Origin of the sequence: Microbacterium sp. BH-3-3-3, assembly GCF_007679045.1 — a bacterium.
GTDB lineage: Bacteria > Actinomycetota > Actinomycetes > Actinomycetales > Microbacteriaceae > Microbacterium > Microbacterium algihabitans.
The window spans coordinates 1-14838 of the sequence record NZ_VEFS01000002.1; the positions used below are offsets into that span (position 1 = coordinate 1).

Here is a 14838-nt window from a genome sequence, read left to right on the forward strand (position 1 = left end):
CGATGGTACTGCAGGGGGGACCCTGTGGGAGAGTAGGACACCGCCGGACTTCCTTTAAGTCGAAATGGCCACCCAAAGCTGGGTGGCCATTTCGCATTTACGGGTACTTTTACCCTGAGGAGGACAGTCATGTCGACGGACGACGCGAACGATCGCAAGCGCAACGAAGGGCGCTCGGGCGACCGCGCGTCCGGACGTGGACAGTCCTCCGGCGGAGGGTCGGCTCCTCGAGGCGACCGTCCGTTCCGTCGTGATGGTGAGCGGCCCGTTCGTCGTGACGGTGACCGTCCGTTCCAGCGTGACAGCGGAAGCCGTCCGCCGCGTGATGGCGATCGTCCGTTCCGTCGTGATGGCGATCGGCCCGTTCGTCGGGATGGCGATCGTCCGTTCCAGCGTGATGGCGGGAGCCGTCCGCCGCGTGATGGCGATCGTCCGTTCCGTCGTGATGGTGATCGTCCCGTTCGTCGAGACGGTGATCGTCCCTTCCAGCGCGACAGCGGGAGCCGTCCGCCGCGCGATGGCGATCGTCCGTTCCGTCGTGATGGTGATCGTCCCGTTCGTCGTGACGGCGATCGTCCCTTCCAGCGTGACGGTGGAAGCCGTTTGCCGCGTGAGGGTGATCGTCCCGTTCGTCGTGACGGCGATCGTCCCTTCCAGCGTGACGGTGGAAGCCGTCCGCCGCGTGAGGGTGACCGTCCCGTTCGTCGTGACGGCGACCGTCCGTATCAGCGTGATGGCGGGAGCCGTCCGCCCCGCGATGGTGATCGCCCCGTTCGTCGTGACGGCGACCGTCCCTTCCAGCGTGACGGTGGAAGCCGTCCGCCGCGCGATGGTGACCGTCCCTTCCGCCGCGACGGTGACCGCCCGCAGCGCCGGGATGGCGACCGGCCGTTCCGGCAGGACGGCGACCGGCCGTCGTACCGCGGCGGTGAGTCCCGCGGCTTCGGCGGTGGCGATCGCCGTCCCTCGCGCGACAGCCGCCCGGGTGCGGGAGCGCCGCGTCGCTTCGATCGCGATGACGCACGGGCCACGCGCCCGCCGCAGGACCAGCGCGAACGCGGACCCGAGCTGCCGGAAGACGTCACTGCGTACGACCTTCCGGGTGCGGCCCGCAATGAGCTGAAGACTCTCAGCAAGGACAACGCCGACAACGTCGCACGTCACCTCGCGATGGCGGCACGAGTGATCGACGAAGACCCGGCGCTGGCCCATGCGCACGCCCTCGCCGCGTCGCGCAGCGCCGGCCGTGTCGGCGTCGTGCGTGAGACCGTGGCGATCACGGCCTACGCCGTGGGCGACTTCGCACTCGCGCTGCGCGAACTTCGCACCCATCGCCGTATCACCGGCTCCGACGAGCAGCTGCCCCTCATCGTCGACAGCGAGCGCGGGGTCGGTCGTCCCGACCGTGCACTCGAGGAGGGACGCGCTGTCGATCGCTCCACCCTTTCGACGTCGGTGCGCGTGCAGCTGGCGATCGCGATGTCGGGCGCCCGCCTCGACCTGGGCCAGGCGGATCGTGCGCTTCAGGAGCTCGAGATCCCCGAGGCCGACCCCGACCGTGCCTTCGAATGGAGCCCGGCGCTCTTCTCCGCCCGCGCCGCCGTGCTCGAGGAACTCGGTCGTCTCGACGAGGCCGCCGAGTGGGAACGACGCGCAGAGGTCGCCGCGGACGCGCTCGACGCCGCCGCAGGCGTGGCCGACCGCGAGGTGATCGTGGTCGAGGAGATCGACCTGATCGACGACGAGGGCGGGGTGGAGGTGGCATCCGGTGTCATCCCCGTCGCCGACGATGAGGCTGCATCCACCGACGACGTGGAGTCCGCCGACGAGGCCCAGCCCGCCGACGTGACCGAGCCCGACGTCGACACCGCTGACTCTGACGCTGACGGCACCGACGCGGATGCCGCCGACTCCGACGCTGAGGACGACGAGGCGGAGGACGCCCGATGATCTTCGGGCGCGGCAAAGCCGACCCGACGCCGCTTGACGGAGTCGACGTCGTGCTCGCCGACCTCGACGGTGTCGTGTACGCAGGGCCGGGAGCACTGCCGCACGCCGTCGACAGCCTGAACCGCGCCCAGCAGGAGGGGCGCCGCCTCGGGTACATCACCAACAACGCATCGCGCACCGACGCGTCGGTCGCGGAGCACCTGACCTCGCTCGGTCTGCACGTGACGCCCTCCGATGTCACCACGAGCCCGCAGGCGGCGATGCGCCTCATGCGCGACCTCGTGCCGGCGGGGTCGACTCTGCTGGTCATCGGTGGCGAGGGACTCGTCGTCGAGGTGGAGAAGGCGGGGTTCGTCGTCACGCGCAGCGCCGACGACTCTCCCGCTGCCGTGGTGCAGGGGTTCTCTCCGGAGGTGGGATGGGCGCAGCTCGCCGAAGCGGCCTACGCCCTGGCGACGCCCATCGAAGAGGGCGGGATCCCCTGGGTCGCGACCAACACCGACTGGACCATCCCGCAGGCGCGCGGGATCGCGCCGGGAAACGGCACGCTCGTGTCTGCGGTGCACACCGCCGTCGGTCGCCTCGCGACCATCGCCGGCAAGCCCGAGCGCCCGATCTTCGACGAGGCCGTCACGCGCACGGGAGCCGAGAGCCCGCTCTTCATCGGCGACCGACTGGACACCGACATCCAGGGTGCGCTGACGGCCGAGATGAAGTCGCTGCTCGTGCTCACCGGCATCGATCGCCCCAAGCAGGTGCTCGCCGCACCGCCCTCGCAGCGGCCGGACTACATCGTGGAGGACCTCCGTCAGCTCTTCGAGCCGTATCCCGCGACCGTCGTCAAGGGCGAGCGCACCCGCGTCGGTGATGCGATCGTCGAGATCGACGGGGTCGACCTGCGCATCGTGTCGGCGGGGGACCGTCAGATCGATCTGCTGCGCGCCGGTGCCGCGGCCATCTGGAACTCCGGTCGCGCGATCTTCGGCTTCCGCGTTCCGGAGCGACTTTACGCCGACCCGTTCCGCGTGCGCTGACCTCGGTAGCATGGCATCCATGTCGGACACCGCCCCGGATGCCGCTCCCGAGCTGATCGATCGGCTGCGTCTCATCGAAGAGCAGCCTCTCGACATGCGCGCGCAGGCCTTCGCCGCGCTGCACGACGAGCTCGCCCGCCGCCTGGAATCCGCTCCGAGCGACCCGTCGGCGTCGCGACCGTGACGGCGCGCCTCGACGCCGAGCTCGCTTCGCGCGGTCTCGCGCGCTCCCGGTCGCACGCCGCCCAGCTCATCGCCGGCGGCCTCGTCACCGTCGACGGCCGCGCAGTGGTGAAAGCCTCGGCGCCCGTGGGAGAAGACAGCGAGATCGTCGTCGCCGGCACCGACCACTACGTCAGTCGCGGTGCGCACAAGCTCCTCGCGGCTCTCGACGCCTTCTCCCTCGAGGTCGAGGGCTCCGTTGCGCTCGACATGGGCGCATCGACAGGCGGATTCACGCAGGTCCTGCGGGAGCGAGGCGCTCGTCCCGTCCTCTCCGTCGACGTCGGGCACGGGCAGTTGTCCACAGTCGTGGCATCCGACCCCGACGTGGTGTCGGTAGAGGGGTATAACGTGCGGTTCATGACCGCCGAGAACCTCGCCGCCGCCACGCGCGTCGCCGAGCGCCCCCGCGTGGTGACCGGTGATCTGTCCTTCATCTCGCTGCACCACGTGCTTCCCGCGGTCGTGGCGACGGCCGCGCCCGACGCCGACGTCGTGCTGCTCATCAAGCCGCAGTTCGAAGTCGGCCGCACCGCGGTGAAGGGAGGTCTGGTGACCGATCCGGCGCTGCGCTCCGACGCGGTGCACGGAGTGCTCTGGGCGGCGTGGGACGCCGGACTCCGCACGGCAGGACTCGTCGCCTCGCCGATCGTGGGAACGCACGGCAACCAGGAGTACGTCGCGTGGTTCTCGGCCGCACAGGGCACCGACCCCTCACAATGGGAGAGCACCGTGACCCGACTGACCGGAAGCCGATGACCCCCAGCGATCGCCGTATCCTCCTCGTCGTCCACGCGCGCCGTGACGACACCGTCCACGCCGCCGAACGCATCCTCACCGCCGTGCGGGCCGCAGGGGCGACGCCGGTGGTGTCGGCCGAGGACCGCCCCGAACTCGCCGACCGCCTCTCGCTCGACGGCGTCGCCACGCTCGGTGAAGACGTGAGCATCGACGACGTCGAGCTGGCGATCGTGCTCGGCGGCGACGGAACGATCCTGCGGGCGGCCGAGATGGTCCGCGGCGGGACCGCCCCGATCCTCGGCATCAACATGGGCCACGTCGGCTTCCTCGCCGAGATCGAGCGCGACGACATGGATGACGCGGTGCATCGAGTGATCGCGCGCGACTACTCGGTCGAAGAGCGGTTAGCCCTCGCGGTGCGCGTGCTCGACGCCGACGACGAGGTCATCTTCGAGACGTGGGCGCTGAACGAGGCGACCGTCGAGAAGGCCAGCCGGGAGCGCATGCTCGAGGTCGTCATGGAGGTCGACGGCCGACCGCTGTCGTCGTTCGGCTGCGACGGCATCGTCGTCGCATCGCCGACCGGATCGACGGCCTACAACTTCTCGGCGGGCGGCCCGGTCATCTGGCCCACGGTCGAGGCGATCGCCGTCGTCCCGCTCTCGGCCCATGCACTGTTCGCCCGGCCGCTGGTCGTGAGCCCCGACGCGATGGTGGCGGTCGAGGTGCTCGAGCGCACGAGCGGCAGTGGCATCCTGTGGTGCGACGGGCGACGCTCGCACGAGCTTCCCCCGGGCGCGCGCGTGATGGTGCGCCGCTCCTCGCGTCCGGTGCGTCTCGCCCGTCTGCACCCCGCCGCGTTCACCGACCGGCTCGTCCGCAAGTTCCGCCTCCCCGTCACCGGGTGGCGCGGAATGGCCGGAGGCGTTTCGTGATCGAGGAGATGCGTCTGCGCGACCTCGGCGTGATCGCCGATGCGACCCTGCCCATCGGCCGCGGCTTCACCGCGATCACCGGTGAGACGGGCGCGGGCAAGACGATGGTCGTGACGGGTCTCGGTCTGCTGTTGGGGGCCCGCGCCGACTCCGGCGCCGTGCGCTCCGGCGCGGCTCAGGCCGCCGTCGAAGGCGTGTGGCTCGTGCCCGAGAACGGCCCCGTCGCGGCGCGCGTGCGCGAAGCCGGAGGCGATGTCGAGCCGGTCGGCAGCGGCGACGCCGAGCTCTACCTCGGGCGCACCGTTTCGAGCGAAGGGCGCGGTCGCGCCACGGTCGGCGGCCGCACGGCTCCCGCCGGTGTCCTGGCCGATCTCGCCGACGATCTCGTGGTGGTGCACGGCCAGTCGGACCAGCTGCGGCTGCGTTCGGCGTCGGCCCAGCGCGATGCCCTCGATCGCTTCGGAGGCGAAGCGGTGACGGCCGCGCGCTCCGCCTATCGCGCGGCTTTCGACGAGTGGCGCGGCCTCGATGCCGAACTGACGACGCTCACGACGGACCGCGACGAACGCGCGCGCGAAGCGGAGCGGTTGCGTGCCGCGATCACCGAGATCGAAGCGATCGCCCCGCAGCCCGGCGAAGAGGACGAACTGGCCAAGCGTGCCGAGCGCCTCGCGAACGCCGAAGAGCTGCGGATCGCCGCGGTCACCGCGCACGCCGCCCTGTCGAACGACGACGGTTCCCCCGACGTCGTGACCCTGCTCGCCGAAGCCCGTCGCGCGCTCGAGCGCATCGCCGCCAGCGACGACGACCTCGCCGCGATCGCCGAGCAGGTCGCCGAACTCGGTTACCGCGCGACGGACGCCTCGGTCGCGCTGTCGGGGTACCTCGCCGACCTCGACGAATCGGGTCCGCACGAATTGGCAGCCGTCGATGAGCGTCGCGGGGTTCTCGCCGCGCTCGTGCGCGCGCACGGCTCGGTCGATGCCGCGATCGGCCTGTTGGAGACGGGATCCGCCCGCCTCGTCGAGCTCGACGACGACGGAGACCGCCTCGAGAGACTCGCGGCGCAGCGCGACGCCGCCGCCGCCGAGCTCGACACCGCGGCCGCCGCCCTCACCGCCGCTCGAGAAGACGCTGCTCTCCGCCTCGGCTCGCTCGTCACCGAAGAGCTGCACGCGCTGGCCCTGCCCGACGCCACGCTCACCGTCCAGGTAAGCCCGGCCGCTCCCGCCGCCCATGGGCGTGATGAGGTGTCGATTCTGCTCGCCCCGCATCCGGGCGCGGATCCGCGACCGGTGTCACGGGGTGCGTCCGGTGGCGAACTCAGCAGGGTGATGCTGGCGATCGAGGTCGTGATCGCGGGGGTCGACCCCGTTCCGACCTTCGTGTTCGACGAGGTCGACGCGGGCATCGGAGGGGCTGCGGCCATCGAGGTCGGACGCCGTCTGGCGCGTCTCGCGGAGTCGTCGCAGGTGATCGCGGTCACCCACCTCGCGCAGGTCGCCGCGTTCGCCGGCAACCACCTCAGCGTGGTGAAGGCGAACGACGGGTCGGTCACGGCGTCGAGCGTCCGCCGCCTCGACGGTGCGGAGCGCGAAGCGGAGATGGCACGTCTGCTCTCCGGACTGAGCGACTCCGACGCCGCGTTGACCCACGCCCGCGAGCTGCTGGAGACCGGGCGATCGCGATGACCGACGCCCCCGACGACGCGAGACAGGCGCCGCCGGAGGCGACGCTCGTTCCCGCACCCCAGCACACGCCGCTCTGGCTCGCGCTGTCGCGGCTGCTGGAACGACTCGAGGCATGGCTGCGGTCGCACGGCGGCCATCGGCTGCGCACCGGCATCCGCGTGTTCTGGGCGGCGGTGACCGCGCTCGGGATCCTGCTCCTGGTCGGACCGGTCCTGAACGCCCCGCTGACCTTCGATGACATCACCTCGTCGGCGAAGGATGCGACCAGCACGTGGTTCGCGAAGGACTTCTCGGCTGAGTACGTGGTCGTTCGCGACGACGAAGGGCGGCTGGTCGCCCAGGTAGAGGAACGCTTCACGGCGGTGTTCCCCGACGACGTCGACGAGCACGCGATCGAGCGTGTCGTCGCCTCCCAGTACGAGGGGCATGATCTGCGTCCGCGGCTGCGCGAGGCGAGGCTCGACGATGCGATCGTCGAGGCGCGCACGAGCGCCGGCCCCACCCGCACGACCTACACGATCGACGCCGGCGAGCGGCTCACCGGCACCCATGACGTCGTGCTCAGCTACGAAATGCGCGACCTCGCCTACGACGACAGCGATCCGTCGTCGCAGCAGTCGTATCAGGTGCTCGAGTGGGACGTGTTCGGGCCGGACTGGCCGCGCGGGGTCGCGGGGAGTTCTCTGCGCGTGAGCGTGCCGCGCGACCTCGCCGCGACCTACGCCCGTCAGCCCACATCGGGGATCGCCTGGCTGCTGGTGAGCGGGTCGACGACGTTGGAGCCGGAGGACGCGGCATCCGACCCCCTCGTGTACGAGGTCTCGAACGACCAGAACATCCCGCCCCACGGCTCGTTCTGGTTCACCCTGCGCTTCGCGCCCGGGACGCTCGCCATGCCGGGGCCCTCGCCTCTGTTCTACCTGCAGGCCTACGGTCCGTTCGTCCCGCTGCTGCTGCTCGCGGTGGGCGTGCTGTTCGCGCTCGCGGCGCGAGCCGTCGCGTGGGGAGATGCGCGCGGGCGCGCGTGGTTCGTGCCCGAGTCGCAGCGCCGCAGAGGCAGCTCGGTGGCACTCGACGCGCGCCTGTGGGGAGCGCGCCGGACGGCAGCGCTCGCCGAAGCCCTCGAGGCGTGGCGCCGCTCGCCGGAAGACCCGCGGCTGACGCGGCGTCTCGCGCGAGCGGGCTATCGCGCGGGACGCTGGGGCGATCTCGTTCCGGCGGGTCGGGCGTTCCACTTCTCGCCCGCGTGGCGCGCGCAGTTCGACGACGGTCTGCGGCGGGTTCCGCGGGGGTTCGTGCGCGACGCCTTCCTCGGCGGGGCGATCGCGCTGACCGCCCTGCAGTTCGGGCTCGCCCGGCAGCTGTCGCATCAACGCGCGCTGACGCTCGAGTGGTGGCCGCCGGTGGCCGCCGTGGCAGGAGCGATCCTCGCCGTCGCCGTCATCGCGATCGCACTGAGCGCCCGTCCGCTGACCCGCGAGGGCGCCCTCGCGCGCGAACACCTGCTCGGCCAGCGCCTGCACCTCGATCAGACGCTGGCCGCGGAGCGGGCGACGCTACGCTCGGTCGATCTGCCCTACGTGGTGATGTTCGCGCGTCCGCGGGCAGCCGGCCGCCTCGTCCGAAACCTGTTGGCCCGAGAAGGCATCGGCCGACGAGCCGGAGCCGGTCCGACGTTCTTCGGCGCGGGTCGGCTCGGCGTGCGCTTCGCGGCGGTCGCCGTGGTGGGCGGAGCCGTCGCGCTCGCGTTCCTGACGGCGTCGCCGACGAGCCCGCCGCCCGACCAGAGCGACGTGCTCGACGATCTCGACGGGTCGTACGGCGTCGCCGTCACCGACGCCCGGTTCGACGCCACGCTCGTCCGCTCGGACGACGGCTCCGCGCGTCTCGACGTGGTGGAGCGCCTGCGGGCGGACGTCGCGGCGCATCTGCGCGCCGTGCCTCAGGTCACGCGCGCGTGGCGCGACGTGGTCGACGGCCACGACCAGGGGCTGCGCGTGCAGGAGATCACCGTCGACGGTCGAGCGGTGCCCTTCGAGCAGACGCGACGGATGGGGTACGCGGTCGTGCAGAGCCGGTTGCCCGACGACTGGGAGGGCGAGCACGACGTCGAGGTCCGATACACGCTCGATCGACCGGTGGTGGCGGCGCAGGCCGACGGGGCAGCCGTCGAGGAACTCACGTGGACGGCGCTGATGCCCCGGTGGACGTGGACGTGGCAGCTCCCCGATCTCGAGACCGAGCGACTGCGGATGAGCCTGACCCTCTCGGACGAACTCGCCGACAGCCTCACCGACGGCTCGGGATGGCTCGACGGGACCCCGAACCGACCCGACGAGCCGCCGATCCCGTTCGGCGACACGCTGCAACGCGGTGACCAGGCGGTGGTGGCGTTCGACGAGAACGTCGACGACGAGTACGAGTCCGACAGTCTGTGGCCGGACGGCTACGGCGGCGTGCAGCTCCGCTTCGCGGAGGGGACGTTCGCCGCGTCTCCCGCACCGGGGATCGGCCATGCGCTGTGGATCGGTCTGCCCTGGGCGCTCGGGCCGGTCCTGGGATTGCTCGCGGTGGTGCTGGGACTGGTCGGAAGCCTCGCGCGCGGCCGGATCGGTGTGCAACGCGACCTCGCACGATGGATGCCGCCCAGCCTGACGATCGCGCAGATGTTCCTCGTGGGCTGGGCCGCGGGGGAGGCGTCCGACGACGACCCGATCCTGCCTGTGGTGCTCGTTCCGCTCGTCGTGTCGATCGTCGTGGGGGTCTTCGCGTTCATCCGGACGCGCCGCACCTCCGCGCCGGGCGAGCGCCCTCGGCATCCGGCACGCCCGAGACGCAAGAGTGCGGCGACGCGCTGACCAGTTCTCACCACTGACTGATAGGATCGAAGCCCGTGATGAAGACTTCGGACGCGGGACATTCAGACGACACGACTTTCACGACGAAGCACATCTTCGTCACCGGAGGCGTGGTCTCCTCCCTGGGGAAGGGCCTGACGGCGGCAAGCCTCGGCAACCTCCTCACGGCACGCGGTCTGCGCGTGGTCATGCAGAAGCTCGACCCGTACCTGAACGTCGATCCCGGAACGATGAACCCGTTCCAGCACGGCGAAGTCTTCGTGACCGACGACGGCGCCGAGACCGACCTCGACATCGGTCACTACGAGCGCTTCCTCGACATCGAGCTCAGCCAGGCCGCGAACGTCACCACGGGCCAGATCTACTCGCAGGTCATCGCCCGTGAGCGCCGCGGCGAGTACCTCGGCGACACCGTGCAGGTCATCCCGCACATCACCGATGAGATCAAGCGCCGCATGCGCCTGCAGGCCAGCGAGAAGCCGCAGCCCGACGTCATCATCACCGAGATCGGCGGAACGGTCGGCGACATCGAGTCGCAGCCCTTCATCGAGTCGGCGCGCCAGATCCGCCACGAACTCGGCCGCAAGAACGTCTTCTTCGTGCACGTCTCGCTCGTGCCGTTCATGGGCGCCTCGGGTGAGCAGAAGACCAAGCCCACGCAGCACTCCGTCGCGACGCTGCGCTCCATCGGCATCCAGCCCGACGCCCTCGTGCTGCGCAGCGACCGCCCCGTCACCGAGTCGAACAAGCGCAAGATCGCGCTCATGTGCGACGTCGACGAAGACGCGGTGGTCAACGCGATCGACGTGCCGAGCATCTACGACATCCCGTCGATGATGCACGACCAGGGCCTCGACGCCTACATCGTCGACACCCTCGAGATCTCGAAGGCCGCGGACGTCGACTGGACGCGCTGGAACCGCGTGCTCCAGGCCGTGCACAACCCGAAGCACGAGGTCACGATCGGCCTGGTCGGCAAGTACATCGACCTGCCCGACGCGTACCTCTCGGTCACCGAAGCCATCAAGGCCGGTGGCTTCGGCCAGGAGACCCACGTCAAGATCACGTGGATCCCCTCCGACCTGTGCGAGACGCCCGACGGCGCGGCCAAGGCCCTCGGCGCGGTCGACGGCATCATCGTTCCCGGTGGTTTCGGCATCCGGGGCATCGAGGGCAAGCTCGGTGCGCTGCGGTTCGCGCGCGAACAGGGCATCCCCACGCTGGGCATCTGCCTCGGCTTGCAGTGCATGGTCATCGAGTACGCCCGCACCGTCGCCGGGCTCGAGGGTGCATCGTCGAGCGAGTTCGACCCCGACACCGCGCACCCGGTGGTGGCGACGATGGCCGAGCAGGTCGACATCCTCGAAAGCGGCGACCTCGGCGGCACGATGCGCCTGGGTCTGTACCCCGCCGCGCTCGCCGAGGGCTCGCTCGCCGCGGACCTCTACGGATCGAACGACATCTCGGAGCGTCACCGCCACCGCTACGAGGTCAACAACGCCTACCGCCAGCAGTTGAGTGACGCGGGCCTGGTGTTCTCAGGCCTCAACCCCGACCTCGACCTCGTCGAGTTCGTCGAGCTGCCGCGCGACGTGCACCCGTACTACATCGCGACGCAGGCGCACCCCGAGCTGCGCTCGCGCCCCACCGAGCCGCACCCGCTGTTCCGCGGTCTGGTCGGGGCGGCCCTCGAGCGTCACCGCTCGAGCGAGCTGTTCGACGTCGAGGAGGACTGACATGGAAGAGCTGCGCGACGAGAAGGTCGACCTCGAGATCGTCTCGACCGACCTGGTCTACGAGGGCGCGGTCTGGGACGTGCGCTCCGACACCGTGCGCTATGGCGACGGCGAGATGACCCGCCAGTACGTCGAGCACCCGGGGGCCGCGGCGGTCGTCGCGATCGACGACGAGGAGCGCGTCGTGCTCATCCAGCAGTACCGCCACCCCATCAAGGAGCGCGACTGGGAGATCCCGGCCGGACTCCTCGACGTCGCGGGCGAGCCGCCGATGGAGACCGCCAAGCGCGAGCTGACCGAAGAGGCCGATCTCGCCGCCGACCGCTGGCAGCACCTCGTGTCGATGCACACGACCCCCGGCGGCAACGACGAGGTCGTGCACCTCTTCCTCGCGCGCGGCCTGCGGGCGGTCGAGACCGACTTCGAGCGCGAACACGAGGAGTCCGACATGCGCCTCGAGCGCGTGCCCCTGGCCGACGTGATCGACGGCGTGCTCGCGGGACGCCTGCGCAACGGCATCCTGGCCACCGGCGCCCTCGCGGCGGCCGAGGTGCTGCGCCGCGAGGCCTCCGCCCGCTGACGTGGAGCTCGAGCGCGCGGTCGAGACCTATCTCCGGCACGTCGCGCTCGAGCGCGGGCTCTCCGACCACACCGTGGCCGCGTATCGCCGCGACCTGTCCGTCTACACGGACTGGTTGGGTGAGCGCGGCGTCGTCGAGGTGGAGACCGTGACGCCCGCCCTGATCGCGGACTTCGCGGCCGAGCGCGCCTCAGCGGAGCCGCCGCCCGCCTCGTCGTCGCTCGCGCGGATGCAGTCGTCGGTGCGGGGGCTGCACCGCTTTCTCGTGCGGGAGGGGCGAGCGGATGCCGACCCCACGGGGCGACTGCGTCCGCCCAAGGCACCGCGCCGCCTGCCGAAGGCCCTGACGATCGCCCAGGTCGATCAGCTGCTGGATGCCGCGGGGCCCGCGCCCGGCTCGGCCGACGCCTCCGCCGCGGAGCCGGCGGCCGTGCGCGACCGCGCGTTGCTCGAACTGCTGTACGCGACGGGAGCCCGTGTCTCGGAGATCGTGCAGCTCGACGTCGACGACACCGCCCACGGTGACCTGCTGCGCGTGCGCGGTAAGGGCGACAAGGAGCGGATCGTGCCCGTCGGTTCGTACGCGCGCGCGGCGGTCGAGGCCTACCTCACACGCGTGCGACCCGCGCTCGCCGCGAAGGGGCGGGCGACGCCGCGGCTGTTCCTGGGCGTGCGCGGTGCGCCGCTCTCGCGTCAGAGCGCGTGGCTGATCATCCAGGCCGCCGCCGAGAAGGCGGGGCTCACCGCCCACGTTTCGCCGCACACGCTGCGGCACTCGTTCGCGACGCACCTGCTGCAGGGGGGCGCGGACGTGCGTGTCGTGCAAGAGCTGCTTGGACACGCCTCGGTGTCGACGACGCAGATCTACACGCACGTCTCGGTCGACGCGCTGCGCGACGTGTACGCGACCTCGCACCCGCGGGCGCGGTGACGCGACGGCGTCCGGTCCCTTCGACGGGGCCTCAGGGTGCAGCGGGGCGGAGGTGGCTGAGCTTGTCGAAGCCCCCGGGTTGCTGCAGGGGGTTCTGGTCCCTTCGACGGGCCCAGGGACCTGGGTGTGTCCGGGTCCTTCGACGGGCTCGGGGACCTGGGTGTGTCCGGGTCCTTCGACGGGCTCGGGGACCTGGGTGTGTCCGGGTCCTTCGACGGGCTCGGGGACCTGGGTGTGTTCGGGTCCTTCGACGGGCTCGGGGACCTGGGTGTGTCCGGGTCCTTCGACGGGCTCAGGGACCTGGGTGTGTCCGGTCCCTTCGACGGGCTCAGGGACCTGGGTGTGTTCGGGTCCTTCGACGGGCTCGGGGACCTGGGTGTGTTCGGGTCCTTCGACGGGCTCGGGGACCTGGGTGTGTCCGGTCCCTTCGACGGGCTCGGGGACCTCGGGGGGTGCGGGTCGGGGGCGGGGCGGCCTGAGACACTAGAGGGATGACCGCCACCCTCGTCGCGCAGGGCCTCGCCGGGGGCCACGGACACCGCACGCTCTTCGACGGCGTCGACCTCACCGTCGCGCCGGGCGACGTGATCGGCGTGGTCGGGGCGAACGGCGCGGGAAAGTCCACGCTGCTGCGTCTGCTCGCCGGCGTCGACGAGCCGCAGGGCGGATCGATCAGCCTCGCGCCGAGCGATGCGTTCGTCGGCTGGCTCCCGCAGGAGCACGAGCGCGTCGCGGGCGAGACTGTCGCGCAGTACATCGCCCGCCGCACCGGGTGCGCGGAGGCGACGAGGGAGATGGATGCCACGGCGGCGGCCCTCGGCGACGCCTCGATCGTGGGCGCCGACGACGCCTACGCCACGGCCCTCGAGCGCTGGCTCGCGAGCGGCGCGGCCGACCTCGACGAGCGGATGCCGATCGTGCTCGCCGACCTGGGCCTGGAGGTGGGACCGGATGCCGAGATGACCGGCCTCTCCGGAGGCCAGGCGGCGCGCGTCGGGCTGGCGGCTCTGCTGCTCTCACGCTTCGACATCGCGCTCCTCGACGAGCCGACCAACGACCTGGACCTCGACGGACTCGAGCGGCTCGAGACCTTCGTGAAGGGACTCCGTGGCGGAATCGTCCTGGTCAGTCACGACCGCGAGTTCCTCGCCCGCTCGGTGACCCGGGTGCTCGAGCTCGACCTCGCGCAGAACTCCCACCGCGTCTACGGAGGCGGCTACGACGCCTACCTCGAGGAACGCGTGACCCTGCGCCGTCACGCGCGGGAGAAGTACGAGGAGTACGCCGACACGAAGGCCGATCTCGTCTCGCGCGCCCGCACGCAGCGCGAGTGGTCGAGTCAGGGTGTGCGCAACGCGATGAAGAAGTCACCCGACAACGACAAGATCCGCCGCAAGGCGGCGACGGAGTCGAGCGAGAAGCAGGCGCAGAAGGTGCGTCAGATGGAGAGCCGCATCGCGCGCCTCGATGAGGTCGAGGAGCCGCGCAAGGAGTGGCAGCTCGAGTTCACGATCGGCTCGGCACCGCGCTCCAGCTCGGTCGTGTCGACGCTGTCGGGCGCGGTCTTCCGCCAGGGCGACTTCACGCTCGGGCCGGTCTCGCTGCAGGTCAACGCGGGGGAGCGCATCGGCATCACCGGGCCGAACGGCGCCGGGAAGTCGACGCTGCTGCGCGGCATCCTGGGCCGTCAGAGCCCCGACGAGGGATCGGCGTCGCTGGGCTCGAGCGTGGCGATCGGCGAGATCGACCAGGCGCGATCGCTGCTGGTCGGCGGGCGTCCGCTGGCCGAGACCTTCGAGGGATTCGTCCCCGAGATGAACGCGGGCGAGGTGCGCACGCTGCTGGCGAAGTTCGGGCTCAAGGCCGATCACGTCACCCGCCCGGTCGACGAGTTGTCTCCGGGGGAGCGCACGCGCGCCGGACTGGCGCTGCTGCAGGCGCGGGGCGTCAACGTGCTCGTGCTCGACGAGCCCACCAACCACCTCGACCTGCCGGCGATCGAGCAGCTCGAGCAGGCGTTGGAGTCGTACACCGGCACGCTGCTGCTCGTCACGCACGATCGGCGCATGCTCGCCGCGGTGCAGACCGACCGCCGCTGGCGGGTCGAGGCCGGTCGGGTCACCGAACTCCAGGCATAAGCGCTTTCACTCGCGGGAACGC

12 protein-coding genes are annotated in these 14838 nt (G+C 71.2%); 11 read left to right on the forward strand and 1 reads right to left on the reverse strand.

Features of this window, described 5'->3' with window-relative positions; all coding sequences use genetic code 11:
• Positions 1-54: 54 nt before the first annotated feature.
• Entirely contained in the window at positions 55-1212 is a 1158-nt protein-coding gene (locus FS769_RS17065; RefSeq protein WP_186325511.1) for a hypothetical protein, read from the reverse strand.
• Here FS769_RS17065 and FS769_RS07840 point away from each other — a divergent pair.
• The 11 genes from FS769_RS07840 to FS769_RS07885 all read left to right on the forward strand — a co-directional run bounded on the left by FS769_RS07840 (position 1183) and on the right by FS769_RS07885 (position 14816).
• Positions 1183-1950, forward strand: a complete 768-nt coding sequence (locus FS769_RS07840; protein ID WP_260979723.1) for a hypothetical protein — start codon at positions 1183-1185, stop codon at positions 1948-1950. The genes FS769_RS17065 and FS769_RS07840 overlap by 30 nt on opposite strands.
• Positions 1947-2984 carry an HAD-IIA family hydrolase gene (locus FS769_RS07845; RefSeq protein ID WP_144832036.1) on the forward strand — a complete coding sequence of 346 codons (1038 nt, stop codon included), beginning with the start codon at positions 1947-1949 and terminating at the stop codon, positions 2982-2984. The genes FS769_RS07840 and FS769_RS07845 overlap by 4 nt, the downstream gene beginning before the upstream one ends.
• Before the next feature lie 19 nt (positions 2985-3003).
• Positions 3004-3168 carry a hypothetical protein gene (locus tag FS769_RS16810; RefSeq protein WP_186325477.1) on the forward strand — a complete coding sequence of 55 codons (165 nt, stop codon included), beginning with the start codon at positions 3004-3006 and terminating at the stop codon, positions 3166-3168.
• On the forward strand, positions 3165-3965 hold the full coding sequence (locus FS769_RS07850) for a TlyA family RNA methyltransferase (RefSeq protein ID WP_144832039.1): 801 nt from the start codon (positions 3165-3167) through the stop codon (positions 3963-3965). The genes FS769_RS16810 and FS769_RS07850 overlap by 4 nt, the downstream gene beginning before the upstream one ends.
• Positions 3962-4882: an NAD kinase gene (locus tag FS769_RS07855; RefSeq protein WP_144832042.1), complete on the forward strand. Its 921-nt coding sequence runs from the start codon at positions 3962-3964 to the stop codon at positions 4880-4882. Before FS769_RS07850 ends, FS769_RS07855 begins: the two co-directional genes overlap by 4 nt.
• Positions 4879-6573 (forward strand): DNA repair protein RecN, encoded by a 1695-nt coding sequence (gene recN, locus FS769_RS07860; protein ID WP_144832045.1) that lies wholly within the window; start codon positions 4879-4881, stop codon positions 6571-6573. The genes FS769_RS07855 and recN overlap by 4 nt, the downstream gene beginning before the upstream one ends.
• Positions 6570-9431, forward strand: a complete 2862-nt coding sequence (locus FS769_RS07865) for a hypothetical protein (protein ID WP_144832048.1) — start codon at positions 6570-6572, stop codon at positions 9429-9431. The genes recN and FS769_RS07865 overlap by 4 nt, the downstream gene beginning before the upstream one ends.
• A 38-nt stretch (positions 9432-9469) precedes the next feature.
• Positions 9470-11167 carry a CTP synthase gene (locus FS769_RS07870; protein ID WP_144832050.1) on the forward strand — a complete coding sequence of 566 codons (1698 nt, stop codon included), beginning with the start codon at positions 9470-9472 and terminating at the stop codon, positions 11165-11167.
• A gap of 1 nt (position 11168) precedes the next feature.
• A complete protein-coding gene (locus tag FS769_RS07875) occupies positions 11169-11747 on the forward strand; it encodes an NUDIX hydrolase (RefSeq protein WP_144832053.1) in 579 nt (192 codons plus the stop codon).
• A 1-nt stretch (position 11748) separates the two neighbouring features.
• Complete coding sequence (gene xerD, locus FS769_RS07880; protein ID WP_144832056.1) at positions 11749-12678, forward strand: site-specific tyrosine recombinase XerD; 930 nt, start codon at positions 11749-11751, stop codon at positions 12676-12678.
• A 491-nt stretch (positions 12679-13169) separates the two neighbouring features.
• Complete coding sequence (locus FS769_RS07885) at positions 13170-14816, forward strand: ABC-F family ATP-binding cassette domain-containing protein (protein WP_144832058.1); 1647 nt, start codon at positions 13170-13172, stop codon at positions 14814-14816.
• The last annotated feature ends 22 nt before the right edge of the window (positions 14817-14838 follow it).